The sequence below is a fragment of the Ancylobacter sp. SL191 genome (assembly GCF_026625645.1).
Lineage (GTDB): Bacteria > Pseudomonadota > Alphaproteobacteria > Rhizobiales > Xanthobacteraceae > Ancylobacter.
On record NZ_CP113056.1, the window covers coordinates 1,979,979 to 1,996,015 of the forward strand.

A 16,037-nucleotide genomic window follows, 5' to 3' on the forward strand; every position below is an offset into this window, starting at 1 on the left:
CCGCAAGGACCGGGGCCTTAGCTTTGTGGCCCGCCCCGATGCGCTCCCGTCTTGCGGATGTCGCGCTTCTCGGGCACAGGGTCTTGCCTGTTTTCCGCCCCGTTAGCGCTACTTGCCGAGTCCCCGCCATGGCCCACGACGCCCCCGTCTCGCCGCTTGCCCCGAAGACCACGCCGAAAGTCGGCCCGGTCGCCGGCGTGCGCTTTGCCACCGCCGCCGCGGGCATCCGCTACAAGGGGCGCACCGATGTGCTGCTGCTGGCGCTGGACGAGGGAACGACGGTGGCCGGCGTGTTCACCAAGTCGAAGTGCCCCTCGGCCCCGGTGGAATGGTGCCGGGCGAACCTGCCCAAGGGCACGGCGCGCGCGCTGGTGGTGAATTCCGGCAACGCCAATGCCTTCACCGGCCAGAAGGGTCGCGAGGCGACGGCGCTGACGGCGAAGATCGCCGCCAAGGCGCTGGGCTGCGCCGAGGACGAGATCTATCTCGCTTCCACCGGCGTGATCGGCGAGCCGCTGGACGCCACCAAATATGAGGGCGTGCTGGACGAGACCGCCACGCGCCTCGCGCCGCTGCCCTGGATCGACCCGGCCAAGGCGATCATGACCACCGACACCTTCCCCAAGCTCGCCACCGCGACGGTGAAGATCGACGGCGTGCCGGTGACCATTGCCGGCATCGCCAAGGGCGCCGGCATGATCGCGCCGGACATGGCGACCATGCTGTCCTTCGTCTTCACCGACGCGCCGATTGCCGCGCCCGCTCTGCAGGCGCTGCTCTCCAAGGGCGTGACCGACAGCTTCAACGCCGTCACCATCGACGGCGACACCTCGACCTCGGACACGCTTCTGCTCTTCGCCACCGGCGCGGCGGCCAAGAACGGCGCGCCCACCATCACCGACGCGAAGGATCCGCGCCTCTCCCGCTTCCGCCGCGCGCTGCAGGGCGTGCTGGCCGATCTTGCCGAGCAGGTGGCGCGCGATGGCGAGGGCGCGCGCAAGCTGGTGCGCATCACCGTCTCCGGCGCGACCTCGAAGAAGTCGGCGCGGCGCATCGCCATGTCGATCGCCAATTCGCCGCTGGTGAAGACGGCGGTGGCCGGCGAGGACGCCAATTGGGGCCGCATCGTCATGGCGGTGGGCAAGGCGGGCGAGCCGGCCGAGCGCGACCGCCTCTCCATCTCCTTCGGCGGCATCCGTGTCGCCCATGAGGGCGCGCGCGACCCGGCCTATGACGAGGCCGAGGTCTCCGCCTATATGAAGAACGACGTGATCGACATCGGCGTCGATATCGGCCTCGGGCGTGGCACGGACCGGGTGATGACCTGCGATCTCACCAAGGAATATGTCGCCATCAACGGCGATTACCGCTCCTGAGGGGGAAGGAACCCGGTCATGAAGCTCGTTCTGGTCGCCGCTGTCGCGCTGGTCGATGAAGATGACCGGGTGCTCCTGAGCGAGCGCCCCGAGGGCAAGCAGCTCGCCGGCCTGTGGGAGTTTCCCGGCGGCAAGGTGGAGCCCGGCGAGCGGCCGGAGGAATGCCTGATCCGCGAACTCGCCGAGGAACTGGGCATCACGGTGACGGAGCCGTGCCTCGCCCCGCTGACCTTCGCCAGCCATACCTATGAGACCTTCCAGCTCCTCATGCCGCTCTGGGTCTGCCGGCGCTGGGAGGGCACGCCGCAGGGCCGCGAGGGCCAGCGCCTCGCTTGGGTGAAGCCGGGCAAGCTGCGCGACTACCCCATGCCACCCGCCGACGAGCCGCTGATCCCGGTGCTGCTCGACCTGCTCGGGCCGGGCCGCTAGGCCGAGCGGGGAGCGCCGTAAGGCTTCGCCGCCGCCCGCGACCCGCGCCACCTTTCACCGGCGAAACCCAAGTTGTTTTGCCGGCCCGCGCGATCTCGCCGATGGAGGGTGCCCCTGCGATAGCCGGAGAGCGCCCATGACCACGCCGATCACGACGCCCGTTCCCGACGCCACCGATGCCCGCACCCACATGCAGAGAATGCTGGCGGGTGATCTCTACCACGCGGCGGACCCGGAGATTCAGGCGGCGCAGGAGGCCAGCTTCCGCTGGATGGCGCGCTATAATGGCGCGCTCGGCGCCCCGCAGGCCGCGCGCGACGCGTTGCTGGCCGAGCGGCTCGGCGCGGTCGGCGCCGGCGCGGTCATCCGCCCGCCTTTCCATTGCGATTACGGCTTCAACATCTTCCTCGGCGAGGGGGTGTTCCTCAATTTCAACTGCGTGATCCTCGACGTGGTGCGCGTCACCATCGGCGCGAAGACGCAGATCGGGCCGGCCGTGCAGATCCTCACCGGCGACCACCCGCGCGACCCGGCGACCCGCGCGACGGGGCTGGAATTCGGCCGCCCGATCAGCATCGGCGCCAATGTGTGGATCGGCGCGGGCGCCATGATCCTGCCGGGCGTCACGGTGGGCGACGACGCGCTGATCGGTGCCGGCGCGGTGGTGACGCGCGACGTGCCGTCCGGCGCTACCGTGGTCGGCAATCCCGCGCGGGCGCGCTGAGGGGCGGCCTTCGGGCGGAACCCGCGCCGATCCTATCCGTTGCTCCCATACACTCATCAGGGAGGACGCGAGAATGATCGACCCGAACGGCATCGACCCGCCCGTCACGCCCGACCCCAACGGGCCGGACATTCCCCCGCCGCCCGGCAGCCCCGAGCGTCCGCCGACGCCGGTGGAAGCGCCCGACATGCCCGACACCGGGCCGGATATTCCCCCGCCCGGTCCCGATGTGCCGGAGATCGCCCCCGGCGATACCCCGCCGGAAATCGCCCCGGACCTGCCGCCCATCGGCGACCCGCCGACGCGGATGTGAGGGGCGGGCGCCTATTGCGCGCCCGGCAGCTTGCCTTCCGGCACCTGCAGCGCCTCGGCGAGCCGCATCTTGGCGGAGCCGGGGCGCAGCGGTTTCTGCTGGCTCTCATGCGGGGCCCAGCCGGACACCCAGGCGATCTCGAACGTCGCGCGCAGCCGTCCGTCCGGGTCGGCGAATCGTTCGGCATAGACCTCGAACAGCCGCGTCAGCGTCTTGCGGGTGAGCGGCGTGCGGCGGCGGTCGGTGAGCGGGTTGGCGGCGCCCATGCGGCGCAGATCGTAGAGCAGTGCCAGCGGGTTGCCATAGCGCACCACCACGCGGTCGACATCGGTGACCGGCAGGGCGAGGCCGGCGCGCTGGATGAGCCCGCCAATGTCGCGCAAATCGGCGAAGGGGGCGACCCGCGGCGAGATGCCGCCCAGCGTGTCGCTCTCGGCGATGGCAAAGGCCTCGCGCAGCTCCATCAGCGTGCCCGCGCCGAACAGGCAGGCGAGCAGCAGCCCGTCCGGGCGCAGCGCGCGGCGGATCTGCGCGAGCACGCCGGGCAGATCGTTCACTGTCTGCAGGGCGAGGGCGGAGACCACGAGATCGAGCGAGGCGGGGGCGAAGGGCAGCATCTCCGGGTCGATCACCGCGTCGACATCCACGCGCTCGGCCGGGCCGAAACTGTGCAGCCGGCCGACCATGCCGGAGCCGGCGAGTTGGCGCGCCAGAGCCGTGCCGGGCGTGCCGAGATCGGCGGCCACCGCGAAGTGCCGCTTCACCGCGCCGAGCCGGTCCACCAGATCCTCCGTCACGCGGTCGAGCAGGAAGGTTTCCGGCCCGAGGGCGAGCGCCCGGCGGCGGCGGGCGGCAAGCGTTGACGGATCGAAGACGGCGATGGGACCGGACATGGACGTGCTCCTCGCGGCCAGCCATAGAGCCCGACCGGCGCCGGGTCAAAGCGGGACAGGCCGACGGCGCCAAGGGCCTGCTCCCCTGGCGCTCCACATGGTAGGCTGCCCGCCCATGGACAACCCGCCCGCGCCCGATCTGGTGCCGGAAGGCACGCCGGCTGCGTTCGCCCGCCTCGCGCGGCGCGGCGGCGGGCTTGCGCGCGCGCTCGGGCGGGGGCTGATCGACGCGGCGCTGCCGCCGGTCTGCATGGCCTGCCGGGGCGCGGTGGATGCGCCCGGCTGCCTGTGCGCGGCCTGCTGGAGCCGGATGGACTTCATCACCGCCCCGCTCTGCGACCGGCTGGGCATTCCGCTGGCCTATGCCGCTGACGTCGGCTTCGACGGCGCGCGGCGGGCGCCGCTCTCGGCGCTGGCGCTGTCCGATCCGCCGGCCTATGGCCGCGCCCGCGCCGTCGCCGCCTATGGCGACGTGGCGCGCGACCTGATCCATGGCCTGAAATATGCCGACCGGCTGGACCTCGCCGCTCCGCTGGGCGCGATGATGGGCCGGGCGGGGGCGGAGGTGCTGGAGGGCGCGCAGGCGCTCGTGCCCGTCCCGCTCCATGGGCTGCGGCTGTTCCGCCGGCGCTTCAACCAGTCGGCGGCGCTGGCGCAGGGGGTGGCAAAGGTTTCGGGCGTGCCGGTGCGCCATGGACTGCTGGAGAGGGCCCGGCGCACCACGCCTCAAGTCGGCCTCGACCGGGCGGCGCGCCTGCGCAATGTCGCCGGCGCCTTCCGCGTGCCGGAAGCGGCGCGCGGCGAAGTGGCGGGCCGGGCGCTCATTCTGGTGGATGACGTGCTCACCACCGGCGCGACGCTTGATGCCTGCGCCAAGGCCCTGCTGCGCGCCGGCGCCGCCCGTGTCGACGTGCTGGTGTTTGCCCGGGTTGTTGACGGCGTGCCCGCGCCCATATCATAGGAAAATCACCCGCTTCGGGCCGGTCGCCGGGAGGCTCCCATGTCGCAGATCGAAGTCTACACCACCTATAGCTGCCCCTATTGCCACGCCGCGAAGGATCTCCTGACGCGCAAGGGCGCCGCCTATTCCGAGATCAACGTGACCGGCGATGCGCAGGCGCGCTCGGCCATGTCGGCCCGGGCGAACGGGCGCACCAGCGTGCCGCAGATCTTCATTGACGGTCGGCATGTCGGGGGCTGCGACGACCTTTACGCGCTGGAAGAAGCCGGCGAACTCGACGCGCTGCTCGCGGCGCGCTGATCCTCCTGTTCAGGTGCTGACATGACCGACCTATCCCCGGCCTCCGCCCCCCGCCCGCTGCATCTCGGCGCCTCGTTCAAGGCCGCGCTGGTGCAGATGCGCACGGGCAAGAGCATCGCCGCCAATGTGGAGGCGGCCTCCGCGCTGATCCGCGCGGCGGCGGGGGAGGGCGCGACCTATATCCAGACGCCGGAAATGACCGGCACGATGGAGGAAAATCGCGAGACGCTGTTCGCCGGCCTGCACCCGGAGGAGACCGATACCGCGCTTGCCGCCTTCCGCGCGCTGGCGGCGGAGTTGAAGGTTCACCTGCATATCGGCTCGCTGGCGATCCGCGCGAGCGAGCACCGCGCCGCCAACCGCTCCTTCCTCATCGGGCCGGATGGCGCCATCGCCGCGCGCTACGACAAGATCCATATGTTCGACGTCGATCTGCCCAATGGCGACGTCTACCGCGAATCGGCCGCCTACCGGCCGGGCGAGCTCGCCGTGGTGGCGGATCTGCCGGAGATCCGGCTCGGCTTCACCATCTGCTACGATCTGCGCTTCCCGGCACTGTTCCGCGCGCTGGCCGAGGCTGGGGCGGGCATGATCGCGGCGCCTGCCGCTTTCACCCAGATCACCGGCGAGGCGCATTGGCATGTGCTCTTGCGCGCCCGCGCCATCGAGACCGGCTGCTTCGTGCTCGCCTCGGCGCAGGGCGGCACGCATGAGAATGGCCGCAAGACCTTCGGCCACAGCCTCATCATCGACCCGTGGGGCACGGTGCTGGCCGAGGCCGGCGCGGAGCCGGGCTACATCACCGCCGAGATCGACCCGGCCAAGGTCGCGGCGGTGCGCGCGCGTATCCCCTCGCTGCAGCATGGCCGCCGCTTCGAGCTGGTGATGCCGGCGGAGACGGGCCGGCTGCATGTCGTCGCGGCCGAGGACGCCGTGGGGGACGTGTCTGGGGATGCGGCATGATCCTCTACCGCCTGCGCTGCGAGCGGGACCATGATTTCGAGAGCTGGTTCCGCGATTCCTCCGCCTATGACGACCAGAAGGCGCGCGGGCTCGTGACGTGCCCGGCTTGCGGCTCGGTAAAGGTGGAGAAGGCGATCATGGCGCCGGCACTCGGGCGCGGCACGCGGAAATTCGCTGCGGAACCGGCTGAGCCAGTGGCCGAGGCGCCGCCGGCTTCTGTGCCGGCCGTGGCGGCCCCGGCCGCGCCGGTGGCGCTGATGGGCGAGGCGGAGCAGAAGCTGCGCGCCATGCTGCGCGCGGTGCGCGAGCATGTGGTCGCCCATTCCGACTATGTCGGCCCCGACTTCGCCAGCCATGCGCGGCGGATGCATGAGGGCGAGGAGGAGCCGCGCCCGATCTATGGCGAGGCAAGCCCCGCCGAGGTGCGCGCGCTGATCGAGGACGAGATCGAGGTGCTGCCGCTCCCGGTACTGCCGGACGAGCGGAACTGAGGGGCGGCAATCGTCATCCCGGACGGTCCGCAGGACCGAGCCGGGATCGCGGGCCGAATGGGGAGCGATCCCGGCTCTGCGTGTCGCTTCGGCCGGGATGACGGCGTTCTTGTCAGGAGCCGCCGGGCGGTTCAGTTCGCCGCCATCGCCTTGTCGATTTCCGGGATCAGCCGGGCCTTGAGGCCCTCGGCATCAATCGGGCCGATATATTTGTAGACGATCCGCCCGTCGCGGCTGACGACGAAAGTCTCCGGCACGCCATAGACGCCCCAGTCGATCGCCGTGCGCCCGTTCGGGTCGACGCCCACCGCCGCATAGGGGTTGCCGAAGCGGCCGAGGAAGCGGCGGGCGTTCTCCGCGTCGTCCTTGTAGTTGAGGCCGACGAGACGGAAGCCCTTCATCTGCGAGAGCTGGACGAGGAAGGTATGCTCGTCGCGGCAGGGCACGCACCAGGAGGCGAAGACGTTCAGTACCGTCACCTCGCCCTTCAGGTCCGCGGAGGTGAGGCCGGGCACCGGTGCGCCGTCACGCGACAGGCCGTCCAGCGGGGCGAGGTCGAGCGCGGGCGCGGTGCGGCCGATCAGGGCGGAGGGCACGCGCGAGGGATCGCCGGAGAACAACCGGCCATAGAACAGCGCGGCGAGTGCGAGAAAGAGCACGAGGGGCAGCAGCACCAGCAGCCGACGGCGCGGTGCGGCGGGCGCGGGTTCGGGCGCGCTCATCGGTCGCGTCCCGCCGAGCGGCGGCGCACGCCGCGCGCATCCATCTCGTCCAGCCGCCGGCGCACCGAGCGCCCTTGCAGCACCGTGGACAGCGCGAGCGCGCCCAGCGCCAGCGCGCTCACCCCATAGGAGGCGAGGATGAAGAACCCGTGCTCACCGAGCATTACGCGACCTCAGGCATAGGCGGCCTCGGCCGCGGCGCGGGCTTCGAGCGCGCGCAGGCGCCGGCGCAGGATCTCGGTGCGCATCGCCGCCATGTGCAGCGCGAGCATGAGCAGGGTGAAGCCGGTGGCGCAGAGGAGCAGCGGCCAGAGCAGGCTGGGATGGATCGTCGGCCCGTCCATGCGGAAGACGGAGGCCGGCTGGTGCAGCGTGTTCCACCAGTCCACCGAGAACTTCACGATGGGCACATTGACGAAACCGACCAGCGACAGCACCGCGGCGGCGCGGCCGGCCTGATTGGGATCCTCGATCGCCGAGCGCAGCGCCAGCAGGCCGAGATAGAGCAGCAGCAGGACGAGCATCGAGGTGAGGCGCGCGTCCCATACCCAATAGGTGCCCCACATGGGCCGGCCCCAGAGCGAGCCGGTGACGAGGCAGAGGAAGGCGAACACCGCTCCGATGGGCGCCATCGCCTTGTGCGCGACATCCGCCAGCGGGTGGCGCCAGACGAGGATGCCGAGCGCGGACAGCGCCAGCAGCGAGTAGCCGAACATGGCGAGCCAGGCGAAGGGCACATGGATGTACATGATCTTCACCGTCTCGCCCTGCTGGTAATCAGCGGGCGCGAGCCAGGCGAGATAAAAGCCGATGGCGAGGGTGACGAGGGCGGCGCCGCTCAGCCATGGCAGCACCCGCCCGGAGAGGGCGAGGAAACGGGTGGGATTGGCAAGGTCCATCAGCGCCATGGGGCGGTTCTAATCCGGCGCGGGCGCAGCGGCAACTCGCCCGCCATGCGTCACATTGCGGATGGGGCCACAGGATGGTCACAACTCGACGATTAAAGCGGTGGATCGCGCGAGCAGGGAATCGTTTCCATGGCATCTTCGAGGGCAGGCGGATCACTCATTATCCGCATGGGGTGTCTGTGCTGTGTTGCGGCCGTCACCGTTGCCGCCACGCCGGGTATGGCCCGGTCGACCCGCGACGAAATGATGCTGCTGGAGCCGTCCGAGCGCATTGAGCAGGTGTGCAACACCAAGGCGATGGGCGAGGTCCAGCGCAGCAAGGGCCTGCACCCGGACGAGATGGTGGCCTATGCCTATCGCGATCCGCAGGTGAAGGGCTGGCGCATCAAGGCGCCGGGTGCCGCCGTGCGCAGCGGCAGCACCTGGTATCACCTCGCCTATGATTGCGAGACCGAGCATGACGGGCTCGACGTGAAGAGCTTCACCTTCACCCTCGGCGCGGCGATCCCGACCAGCGAATGGGGCGCGCATTATCTCGTTGCGCCCTGACCGGCGTGCCGCTCACCAGGAGGTGAGGGCGCGCAGCTGCGGGGTCTTCTTGTCGAGATGATCCGACATGCGGGCGAGCAGCCGGTCGAGCAGTTCGACCGCCTCGCCCACCGCCGGCCCCTTGTTGAGCATCACGCATTCGGCGCGGGCGGCCATGGCGGCGTCCGTCATCTCGCCGCGCGAGGGCACGCCGTCGCGCACCAGATCCTCCAGCACCTGCGTCGCCCAGATGGTCGGCACCGCCGCCGCCTCGCAGATCCACAGCAGCTCTTCCTGCATTTCGGCGAGGCGCTCGAAGCCGATCTCGGCGGCGAGGTCGCCGCGCGCGATCATCACGCTGAACCCACCACGCCGGGCGGCGCGGGCGATGAGCGCGGGCAGGTTGGTCACCGCCTCCGGCCGCTCGATCTTCGCCATGAGACCGAGCGTATGTGTCCGTCCACCGCCATGGCGGGCGATGGCTTCATCGAGCAGGTCGATGTCTTCCGGCCGGCTGACGAAGGAATAGCCGACCATGTCGGCGCAGTCGATGACGGTGGCCAGGTCGGCGTCGTCCTTGTCGGTGAGCGGGGCGAGGCCGAGGGCGGTGTCCGGCAGGTTGAGGCCCTTTTCCGGCTTCAGCTTGGTGCCGGCGGCGCGGGCGTGGCGCACGCGGATCACCGCCTCACCGTCGCTGACGCTTTCCACCACGCCCTCGATCTTGCCGTCGTCATAGCGCACGCGGTCGCCGACGCTGAGGCGGGTGACGATCTCCGGCAGCGAGACGGCCGCGCTGTAGGGCACGGCCTCGTCGATTCGCGGCTCGCCGCCGGCCACCAGCCGGAAGGCGTCGCCGGTCATCAGGCGGCCGTTGGGCTTGCCCTTCTTCATCGGCAGCACGGCGCCGGTGCGGATCTTCGGCCCGGCAATGTCCATCAGCACGGTGATGCGCCGGCCAAGCGTCTCGCCGGCGGCGCGTGCATGGGCCGCCATGGCGCGCCAGGCGGCGGCATCGTCATGGGCGCAGTTTATGCGGGCGATGTCCATGCCGCGCCGGGCGAGGGCGAGGAGGAAGTCCGGGTCGCCCGCCGCCTCGCTGGGCAGCGTGACCATGATGCGGGTGGCGCGGCCCTGCGGCTCCGGGCCGAGCGCGGCCTGCGCCGCTGCATCGAGACGGGCGGCGCCGGCGAAGAAGTCGGGCGCGTCCGGCCGGGGCAGGGGCGATTCGCGGCCGGCCAACGCGGCCAGCGCGACGATCACCGCGTCGAGCGTCGGGATGACGCGGCTCTCCAGCCGGCCGAGCGAGGACAGGCCCCGGCGCATGAGCTGGCGCTGGAGCGGGCGCAGATCATGCCGGCGTACCGCGAGGTAATGGGCGAGATTGGTGAGGGCCGCATCCGGCCGCCCGGCCGCGTCGGCGAAGGCGTGGAGGCGCGGCTCCGATTCCGCCAGCACGGCCGCGCGCAAAGCGAGGACGGCGTCCATCAGCCCGCTGTCGTCGAGCGTGTCGAGCTGGTCGGCGGTCAAGGCGAGGTGCATGGTCATCGGTGCTTTTCCTGCGAGGTTGCGCCTAGGCTAGGCCGCTGCTGTTACGCCGCCGTGACCTTGATCATGAGCCGGCAATGCGCGACCTGGAGGGGCGAAACGGGCGCGAAACTTGACTTTGCGGCCGTCCGCGCCTAACAGACCGGCATCCTCGCATAACCCGCGAGCCGATCCGCCGCCTGGGCCTTGAGCCCGGAGGTCAACGCCCGACAGCGCGATGCGCCCTCGGGCGCCATTTGGCTTTGGGTACATCGATGCGAGAACGGAGCTGAGCGAACGCATGTTCGATTCATTGAGCGACCGCCTTGGCGGCATACTCGACCGGCTGAAACGACGCGGCGCCCTCACCGAGGCCGACGTGAACGAGGCCATGCGCGAGGTGCGCCGGGCGCTGATCGAGGCGGACGTCGCGCTCGATATCGTCCGCTCCTTCACCGACCGGGTGCGCACGCGCGCGGTGGGTGCCGAAGTCATCAAGTCGGTCACCCCCGGCCAGATGGTGGTGAAGATCGTCCATGACGAACTCATCGCCATGCTCGGCTCCGACGCCAAGCCGATCGACCTCGAAGCCGCCCCGCCGGTGCCGGTGCTGATGGTCGGCCTTCAGGGCTCGGGCAAGACCACCTCGACCGCCAAGATCGCCAAGCGCCTGTCCGAACGGGGCAACCGCAAGGTGCTGATGGCCTCGCTCGACACGCGCCGCCCGGCGGCGATGGAGCAGCTGGCCACGCTCGGCACGCAGGTGAACGTCGCCGCCCTGCCGATCGTCGCCGGCCAGTCGGCCGTGCAGATCGCCCGCCGTGCCATGGAGGCCGCCCGCCTCGGTGGCTATGACGTGGTGATGCTCGACACCGCCGGCCGCGTCACGCTCGACGAGGCGCTGATGGCCGAGGTCGCCGAGGTCAAGGCGGCGACCAACCCGCATGAAGTGCTGCTGGTCGCCGACAGCCTCACCGGCCAGGACGCGGTGAACACCGCCAAGGCGTTCGACGAGCGCGTCGGCCTGACCGGCATCGTGCTGACCCGTGCCGATGGAGACGGGCGCGGTGGTGCCGCCCTTTCCATGCGCGCCGTCACCGGCAAGCCGATCAAGCTGCTCGGCACCGGCGAAAAGATGGACGCGCTGGAGGATTTCGATCCCCGCCGCGTCGCCGGGCGCATTCTCGGCATGGGCGACGTGGTGTCGCTCGTCGAGAAGGCAGTCGAGAACATTGACGCCGAAAAGGCGATGGCCGCCGCCGAGCGGATGCGCAAGGGGCAGTTCGACCTCGACGATCTGCGCATGCAGCTCGACCAGATGGAGAAGCTCGGCGGCCTTGGCGGGCTGATGGGCATGCTCCCCGGCGTCGGCAAGATGAAGAACCAGCTCGCCGCCTCCGGCATGAATGACGGCGTGCTGAAGCGGCAGAAGGCGATTATCGATTCGATGACCAAGAAGGAGCGGCGCAACCCGAAGCTGCTCGACGCCTCCCGCCGCAAGCGCATCGCCAGCGGCTCCGGCACCAAGGTCGAGGACGTCAACCGCCTGATGAAGATGCACCGCCAGATGGCGGACATGATGAAGGCGATGGGCGCCAACGCCGCCGGCAAGCGCGGCGGGCCGATGGCGGGTCTCGCCTCGATGTTCGGCCTCGGCGGCGGTGGCGGCATGGGCGGGGGTATGCCGAGCCCTGAACAGCTCAAGCAGCTCGCCGAGAAGATGCCCGGCGGCGGCAAGGGATTGGGCGGACCGGGGGGCGGCCTGCCCAACCTGCCGCCGAATTTCCCCGGCGGCTTCCCCGGTCTCGGCAAGCCGGGCGGGCTTCCGGGCCTGCCCGGCTTTCCGCCGAAGAAGAAGTGACGGCCCGATGAATTGACCCCTTTGCCGTCATCCCGGACGGCGCCTCAAGCGCCGATCCGGGATCGTTCCCCCGCCCTGGCGGAAAGCGATCCCGGATCTGCGTTCGCTGCGCTCTCTGCATCCGGGATGATGGCTGAAACCGACAACACGAACCCGACTTACTGAAAGGAAGACCCCATGTCCCTCAAGATCCGTCTCGCCCGTGGCGGCGCCAAGAAGCGTCCTTACTACCGCATCGTCGTTGCCGACTCGCGCTCCCCGCGCGATGGCCGCTTCATCGAGAAGATCGGCACCTTCGATCCGCTGAAGCCCAAGGACGCCGCTGACCGCTTCACCCTCGACGTCGAGAAGGCCAAGGCCTGGCTCGCCAAGGGCGCCCAGCCGACCGACCGCGTCGCCCGCTTCCTCGACAGCCTCGAGCTGGTGAAGCGCGAAGCCCGCAACAACCCGGAGAAGGCCGTCCCCGGCAAGAAGGCGCAGGAGCGCGCTGCCGAAGCCGCCAAGATCGCCGCTGCCGCCGAAGCCGCTGCCGCCGCTGCTGCCGCCCCTTCGGCGGAGTGAGGCGACCGGCCTGAGCCGGCGTCCGCGCCGGCTTTATCTCTCCCCCGCGGGGGAGGTCGACCTGAAGGGCCGGGTGAGGGGGCGTCGCCACGCGGCCGCCCCTCACCCAAACCCTCTCCCCGGCGGGGAGAGGGTTGTTACCCCACGTTGGATGGTGCCCATGCCGACCGACCGCATCATGCTTGCCCGCATCGGCGCCCCGCATGGGGTGAAGGGCGAGGTGCGGCTGTTCATCTTCGCGGATGATCCCGACGCCTTGACCGATTACGCGCCGCTGACCGACGAGGCCGGCACGCGCGTCTTCCGCATCGCGTCGATGCGGCCGGGCAAGGAACACTTCGTCGCCCGTCTGGAAGGCGTTTCGACCCGCGAGGCGGCCGAGGCGCTGACCAATACCGGGCTCTATGTCGCCCGCGACCTCCTGCCCCCGCCGGAGGACGAGGATGATTTCTACCAGGCCGACCTGATCGGGCTCAAAGCCGTCACCACCGCGGGCGAGGCCTTCGGCAAGGTGGTCGCGGTGCATGATTTCGGCGCCGGCGACATTCTGGAAATTTCGCCCGAGGGTGGCGGCAAGACGATCATGCTGCCCTTCACCCGCGCCGTGGTGCCGAGCGTCGACATCAAGGCCGGTCGGCTCACCGTCGAGCCGGGCGACTGGGCGGTCGAGGAAGCCCCGCCGCCGGAGGCGGACCGGGGATAGTCTGTCGTCATCCCGGCCAAGCGAAGCGCAGAGCCGGGATCGCGCGCCGTAAGGATCATCTCTCACGCGATCCCGGATATGGCCTGAGGCCATTCCGGGATGACGCCCGGACGACGTTGGCCACCGGATCGGAACCCCTGCCATGTGGCGCGCCTCCCTCGTCACCATCTTCCCCGACATGTTTCCCGGCCCGCTCGGCCTGTCGCTGGCCGGGCGTGCGCTGGGGCAGGGGGCGTGGGGGCTGGAGACGGTCGACCCGCGCGATCATGCCACCGACCGGCACCGCTCCGTGGACGACACCCCGGCCGGTGGCGGGCCGGGCATGGTGATGCGGGTGGATGTGCTCGCCCGTGCCATTGACGCCGCCGCGCCCGAGGGCGACACCCGCCCGCGCCTGCTCATGACCCCGCGCGGTGCGCCGCTGACGCAGAAGCGCGTGCGCGAACTCAGCGCCGGGGAGGGCGTCGTCATCGTCTGCGGCCGGTTCGAGGGGGTGGATGATCGCCTCGTCGCCGCGCGCGGGCTGGAAGAAGTCTCTGTCGGCGATGTGGTGCTGTCGGGTGGGGAGATCGGCGCGCTGGTGCTGCTCGACGCCTGTGTGCGGCTGCTGCCGGGGGTGATGGGCCACCCGGAATCAGGCACCGAGGAGAGTTTCTCCGGCGGGCTGCTGGAGTACCCGCAATATACCCGCCCGCCGAACTTCGAGGGGCTGGAGATTCCCGCCATCCTGACCAGCGGGGACCACGCCAAGGTGGCGCGCTGGCGGCGCGAGCAGGCGGAAGCCGTCACCCGCGCGCGCCGGCCGGACCTGTGGGCGGCCTATCGCGAGACCGGCGGGAAGTGAGCGCGCTGTTTCCGCGCGCTCATTCGGTCAGTTCATAGGTGAAGCTCTTATTGTTTTTTGTGTCGACCTCGTCGAATTTCACGCCCGTAAAGCCGCCGGATTCACAATCGAGCGTGTTGTTGGTCTCATACTCGCGATTATGCAGGGTGTACTTCTGAGGTGCGACGCAGAAATTGCCGCCTTTCTGCTTATCGGAGCCCGACCAGGTGCCACCCTCTTCTCCCGCCGCATAGATGTAGTAATAGCGGTTGGCGAGATTGCCACGGATCATCACGGTGCATTCATCCTCTTCCAGCTTCCACCACCCCTCCGACGTCCAGCCATAGTCGGAGTTGTCATAGCCGATCGACAAATTCACCGTTTCCTTTGCCCTGTTGCAGATTTTGAAATCGGCTTTGCCCTCGGACACAAGGCACAGGAGTCCCGTGACGGCCATGGCCGACAGGACGCAAGACTGACGCATTAGAAGCCCCCGCTCTCTTAGGCGGTCAGTCGACCTTATCCGGGTAGCGAGTGCAATGAAAATTGCATGACAAACCCATCCGTCTCGCGTATACGGCGCGCCGTCACTACCAAACTGACAACAGCAAGATGCGAGCGGCAGGGTTTGACGTCCCGCAGCCGACCTCGCCTGAGGTGATAACATGGTCGATATCATTAAAGAGCTCGATGACGAGCAGGCCGCCAAGCTGGCCGCCGTCCGCGCCATTCCCGACTTCCAGCCCGGCGACACGGTGATCGTGAACGTCAAGGTGAAGGAAGGCGAGCGCACCCGCGTGCAGGCCTATGAAGGTGTCGTGATCGCCCGCAATGGCGGCGGCATCAATGAGAGCTTCACCGTCCGCAAGATTTCCTATGGCGAGGGCGTCGAGCGCGTCTTCCCGGTCTACTCGCCGAACATCGACAGCCTCAAGGTTGTCCGTCGCGGCAAGGTGCGTCGCGCCAAGCTGTATTACCTGCGCGACCGTCGCGGCAAGTCGGCCCGTATCGCCGAGCGTCAGGACAAGAACAAGGGCAAGAAGGCCCCCGTCGCCGCCGAGTGATCGGCACGACCGGGCGGGCGCTTCGCCTGCGAAAAGAAAAGCCGGGGCTCGCCCCGGCTTTTTTGTTGCTTGGACGGGCGTGGGTTCAGATCGCCTGGCCGCCGGAGACCTCGATGCGCTGGGCGTTGACCCAGCGGTTGGCCGGGGTGAGCAGGCTCGCCACCATCGGCCCGATATCATCGGCGACGCCGACGCGCCCGAGCGCGGTGATGCCGGCGATGAATCGGTTGATCTCGGCATTGTCGCGCACCGCGCCGCCGCCGAAATCGGTCTCGATCGCGCCGGGCGCCACCGTGTTCACCGCGATGCCGCGCGCGCCCAGCTCCTTGGCGAGATAGCGCGTCAGCACCTCCACCGCGCCCTTCATGGCCGCATAGGCGGCATAGCCGGGATAGGCGAAGCGGGTGAGGCCCGAGGAGAAATTCACGATGCGCCCGCCATCGGCGATGAGCGGCAGCAGCGTCTGGGTGAGGAAGAACACGCCCTTGAGGTGGACGTCGACCAGCCGGTCGAACTGCGCTTCGGTCGTCTCGGCAATGGCGGCATAATCACCATGGCCGGCATTGTTGACGAGGTGGTCGAAGGTCTCGCGGCCGAACGTCTCTTTGAGCGCCGCGCGCAGGCGGGCGGTGAAGTCGGGGAACCCGGCGACCTTGCCGGTGTCGAGCTGCAGCGCCACCGCCTTGCGGCCGAGCGCCTCGATCTCGCTGACGGCGGCGCGAGCGTCCTCGGCGCGGCTCTGATAGGTCAGCACGACATCGCCGCCCTGCCGGGCGATGGCGAGAGCGGTGTTGCGGCCGAGGCCACGGCTGCCGCCGGTGATGAGGGTGATCGTGGTCATATCCGTCTCCTGTCGGTGGGATGGTCCAGATATGGAACGCGCGACGCGGCAG

General features: G+C 69.7%; 21 protein-coding genes. 14 read left to right on the forward strand and 7 right to left on the reverse strand.

Annotated features, from left to right (window positions below):
- The first annotated feature begins 128 nt into the window (after window positions 1-128).
- The 4 genes from argJ (at window position 129) to OU996_RS08935 (ending at window position 2,842) form a co-directional block, all read left to right on the forward strand.
- Window positions 129-1,376 (forward strand): bifunctional glutamate N-acetyltransferase/amino-acid acetyltransferase ArgJ, encoded by a 1,248-nt coding sequence (argJ, locus tag OU996_RS08920; protein ID WP_267585242.1) that lies wholly within the window; start codon window positions 129-131, stop codon window positions 1,374-1,376.
- A gap of 18 nt (window positions 1,377-1,394) precedes the next feature.
- A complete protein-coding gene (gene mutT, locus OU996_RS08925; protein ID WP_267585243.1) occupies window positions 1,395-1,805 on the forward strand; it encodes an 8-oxo-dGTP diphosphatase MutT in 411 nt (136 codons plus the stop codon).
- 136 nt (window positions 1,806-1,941) lie between these two features.
- Window positions 1,942-2,529 carry a sugar O-acetyltransferase gene (locus OU996_RS08930; RefSeq protein WP_267585244.1) on the forward strand — a complete coding sequence of 196 codons (588 nt, stop codon included), beginning with the start codon at window positions 1,942-1,944 and terminating at the stop codon, window positions 2,527-2,529.
- 73 nt (window positions 2,530-2,602) lie between these two features.
- Window positions 2,603-2,842 (forward strand): hypothetical protein, encoded by a 240-nt coding sequence (locus OU996_RS08935; RefSeq protein WP_267585245.1) that lies wholly within the window; start codon window positions 2,603-2,605, stop codon window positions 2,840-2,842.
- 11 nt (window positions 2,843-2,853) lie between these two features.
- On the opposite strand, the gene OU996_RS08940 is transcribed toward OU996_RS08935, so the two are convergent.
- A complete protein-coding gene (locus OU996_RS08940; RefSeq protein WP_267585246.1) occupies window positions 2,854-3,735 on the reverse strand; it encodes a methyltransferase domain-containing protein in 882 nt (293 codons plus the stop codon).
- A gap of 115 nt (window positions 3,736-3,850) precedes the next feature.
- Between OU996_RS08940 and OU996_RS08945 the strand changes: the two genes are divergently transcribed.
- The 4 genes from OU996_RS08945 to OU996_RS08960 are packed head-to-tail and all read left to right on the forward strand — an operon-like array spanning window position 3,851 to window position 6,450.
- On the forward strand, window positions 3,851-4,696 hold the full coding sequence (locus OU996_RS08945) for a ComF family protein (protein ID WP_267585247.1): 846 nt from the start codon (window positions 3,851-3,853) through the stop codon (window positions 4,694-4,696).
- 39 nt (window positions 4,697-4,735) lie between these two features.
- Window positions 4,736-4,996 (forward strand): glutaredoxin 3, encoded by a 261-nt coding sequence (gene grxC, locus OU996_RS08950; protein ID WP_267585248.1) that lies wholly within the window; start codon window positions 4,736-4,738, stop codon window positions 4,994-4,996.
- A 21-nt stretch (window positions 4,997-5,017) separates the two neighbouring features.
- Entirely contained in the window at window positions 5,018-5,959 is a 942-nt protein-coding gene (locus OU996_RS08955; protein ID WP_267585249.1) for a carbon-nitrogen hydrolase family protein, read from the forward strand.
- Window positions 5,956-6,450 carry a DUF1178 family protein gene (locus OU996_RS08960; RefSeq protein WP_267585250.1) on the forward strand — a complete coding sequence of 165 codons (495 nt, stop codon included), beginning with the start codon at window positions 5,956-5,958 and terminating at the stop codon, window positions 6,448-6,450. Before OU996_RS08955 ends, OU996_RS08960 begins: the two co-directional genes overlap by 4 nt.
- A 131-nt stretch (window positions 6,451-6,581) precedes the next feature.
- Here OU996_RS08960 and OU996_RS08965 read toward each other — a convergent pair whose 3' ends face one another.
- The 3 genes from OU996_RS08965 to OU996_RS08975 are packed head-to-tail and all read right to left on the reverse strand — an operon-like array spanning window position 6,582 to window position 8,080.
- Entirely contained in the window at window positions 6,582-7,172 is a 591-nt protein-coding gene (locus OU996_RS08965; protein ID WP_267585251.1) for a DsbE family thiol:disulfide interchange protein, read from the reverse strand.
- The gene (ccmD, locus tag OU996_RS08970; RefSeq protein WP_267585252.1) at window positions 7,169-7,336 is read right to left on the reverse strand and encodes a heme exporter protein CcmD; all 168 of its coding nucleotides are present in this window, start codon (window positions 7,334-7,336) and stop codon (window positions 7,169-7,171) included. Before ccmD ends, OU996_RS08965 begins: the two co-directional genes overlap by 4 nt.
- A 9-nt stretch (window positions 7,337-7,345) precedes the next feature.
- Window positions 7,346-8,080, reverse strand: a complete 735-nt coding sequence (locus OU996_RS08975) for a heme ABC transporter permease (RefSeq protein WP_267585253.1) — start codon at window positions 8,078-8,080, stop codon at window positions 7,346-7,348.
- A 219-nt stretch (window positions 8,081-8,299) separates the two neighbouring features.
- Between OU996_RS08975 and OU996_RS08980 the strand changes: the two genes are divergently transcribed.
- A complete protein-coding gene (locus tag OU996_RS08980) occupies window positions 8,300-8,629 on the forward strand; it encodes a DUF930 domain-containing protein (protein WP_267585254.1) in 330 nt (109 codons plus the stop codon).
- 12 nt (window positions 8,630-8,641) lie between these two features.
- On the opposite strand, the gene OU996_RS08985 is transcribed toward OU996_RS08980, so the two are convergent.
- Complete coding sequence (locus tag OU996_RS08985; protein ID WP_420712754.1) at window positions 8,642-10,093, reverse strand: pyruvate kinase; 1,452 nt, start codon at window positions 10,091-10,093, stop codon at window positions 8,642-8,644.
- Between the two features lie 340 nt (window positions 10,094-10,433).
- Between OU996_RS08985 and ffh the strand changes: the two genes are divergently transcribed.
- The 4 genes from ffh (at window position 10,434) to trmD (ending at window position 14,101) form a co-directional block, all read left to right on the forward strand.
- Complete coding sequence (ffh, locus tag OU996_RS08990; RefSeq protein WP_267585256.1) at window positions 10,434-11,993, forward strand: signal recognition particle protein; 1,560 nt, start codon at window positions 10,434-10,436, stop codon at window positions 11,991-11,993.
- 177 nt (window positions 11,994-12,170) lie between these two features.
- A complete protein-coding gene (rpsP, locus tag OU996_RS08995; RefSeq protein ID WP_267585257.1) occupies window positions 12,171-12,554 on the forward strand; it encodes a 30S ribosomal protein S16 in 384 nt (127 codons plus the stop codon).
- A gap of 160 nt (window positions 12,555-12,714) precedes the next feature.
- The gene (gene rimM / locus OU996_RS09000) at window positions 12,715-13,257 is read left to right on the forward strand and encodes a ribosome maturation factor RimM (RefSeq protein WP_267585258.1); all 543 of its coding nucleotides are present in this window, start codon (window positions 12,715-12,717) and stop codon (window positions 13,255-13,257) included.
- A gap of 142 nt (window positions 13,258-13,399) precedes the next feature.
- Window positions 13,400-14,101, forward strand: coding sequence for a tRNA (guanosine(37)-N1)-methyltransferase TrmD (gene trmD / locus OU996_RS09005; protein ID WP_267585259.1), 702 nt, complete (start codon window positions 13,400-13,402; stop codon window positions 14,099-14,101).
- Window positions 14,102-14,120: 19 nt separating this feature from the next.
- Here trmD and OU996_RS09010 read toward each other — a convergent pair whose 3' ends face one another.
- Entirely contained in the window at window positions 14,121-14,564 is a 444-nt protein-coding gene (locus OU996_RS09010; RefSeq protein ID WP_324290748.1) for a DUF1036 domain-containing protein, read from the reverse strand.
- 181 nt (window positions 14,565-14,745) lie between these two features.
- Here OU996_RS09010 and rplS point away from each other — a divergent pair, with 181 nt between their 5' ends.
- Complete coding sequence (gene rplS / locus OU996_RS09015) at window positions 14,746-15,144, forward strand: 50S ribosomal protein L19 (protein WP_267585260.1); 399 nt, start codon at window positions 14,746-14,748, stop codon at window positions 15,142-15,144.
- Window positions 15,145-15,229: 85 nt separating this feature from the next.
- Here the strand turns inward: rplS and OU996_RS09020 are convergent, their stop codons facing one another.
- Window positions 15,230-15,985, reverse strand: a complete 756-nt coding sequence (locus OU996_RS09020) for an SDR family oxidoreductase (RefSeq protein ID WP_267585261.1) — start codon at window positions 15,983-15,985, stop codon at window positions 15,230-15,232.
- Between the last annotated feature and the right edge of the window lie 52 nt (window positions 15,986-16,037).

Coding starts and splice junctions, on each gene's coding strand:
- OU996_RS08985 (WP_420712754.1), bottom strand. CDS start 10,093: ATGGACGCCGTCCTCGCTTTGCGCGCGGCCGTGCTGGCGGAATCGGAG.
- rimM (WP_267585258.1), top strand. CDS start 12,715: ATGCCGACCGACCGCATCATGCTTGCCCGCATCGGCGCCCCGCATGGG.
- OU996_RS08960 (WP_267585250.1), top strand. CDS start 5,956: ATGATCCTCTACCGCCTGCGCTGCGAGCGGGACCATGATTTCGAGAGC.
- OU996_RS09010 (WP_324290748.1), bottom strand. CDS start 14,564: ATGCGTCAGTCTTGCGTCCTGTCGGCCATGGCCGTCACGGGACTCCTG.
- OU996_RS08935 (WP_267585245.1), top strand. CDS start 2,603: ATGATCGACCCGAACGGCATCGACCCGCCCGTCACGCCCGACCCCAAC.
- grxC (WP_267585248.1), top strand. CDS start 4,736: ATGTCGCAGATCGAAGTCTACACCACCTATAGCTGCCCCTATTGCCAC.
- OU996_RS08930 (WP_267585244.1), top strand. CDS start 1,942: ATGACCACGCCGATCACGACGCCCGTTCCCGACGCCACCGATGCCCGC.
- OU996_RS09020 (WP_267585261.1), bottom strand. CDS start 15,985: ATGACCACGATCACCCTCATCACCGGCGGCAGCCGTGGCCTCGGCCGC.
- ffh (WP_267585256.1), top strand. CDS start 10,434: ATGTTCGATTCATTGAGCGACCGCCTTGGCGGCATACTCGACCGGCTG.
- ccmD (WP_267585252.1), bottom strand. CDS start 7,336: ATGCTCGGTGAGCACGGGTTCTTCATCCTCGCCTCCTATGGGGTGAGC.
- OU996_RS08980 (WP_267585254.1), top strand. CDS start 8,300: ATGGCCCGGTCGACCCGCGACGAAATGATGCTGCTGGAGCCGTCCGAG.
- OU996_RS08945 (WP_267585247.1), top strand. CDS start 3,851: ATGGACAACCCGCCCGCGCCCGATCTGGTGCCGGAAGGCACGCCGGCT.
- rplS (WP_267585260.1), top strand. CDS start 14,746: ATGGTCGATATCATTAAAGAGCTCGATGACGAGCAGGCCGCCAAGCTG.
- mutT (WP_267585243.1), top strand. CDS start 1,395: ATGAAGCTCGTTCTGGTCGCCGCTGTCGCGCTGGTCGATGAAGATGAC.
- OU996_RS08975 (WP_267585253.1), bottom strand. CDS start 8,080: ATGGCGCTGATGGACCTTGCCAATCCCACCCGTTTCCTCGCCCTCTCC.
- OU996_RS08965 (WP_267585251.1), bottom strand. CDS start 7,172: ATGAGCGCGCCCGAACCCGCGCCCGCCGCACCGCGCCGTCGGCTGCTG.
- OU996_RS08940 (WP_267585246.1), bottom strand. CDS start 3,735: ATGTCCGGTCCCATCGCCGTCTTCGATCCGTCAACGCTTGCCGCCCGC.
- argJ (WP_267585242.1), top strand. CDS start 129: ATGGCCCACGACGCCCCCGTCTCGCCGCTTGCCCCGAAGACCACGCCG.
- OU996_RS08955 (WP_267585249.1), top strand. CDS start 5,018: ATGACCGACCTATCCCCGGCCTCCGCCCCCCGCCCGCTGCATCTCGGC.
- trmD (WP_267585259.1), top strand. CDS start 13,400: ATGTGGCGCGCCTCCCTCGTCACCATCTTCCCCGACATGTTTCCCGGC.
- rpsP (WP_267585257.1), top strand. CDS start 12,171: ATGTCCCTCAAGATCCGTCTCGCCCGTGGCGGCGCCAAGAAGCGTCCT.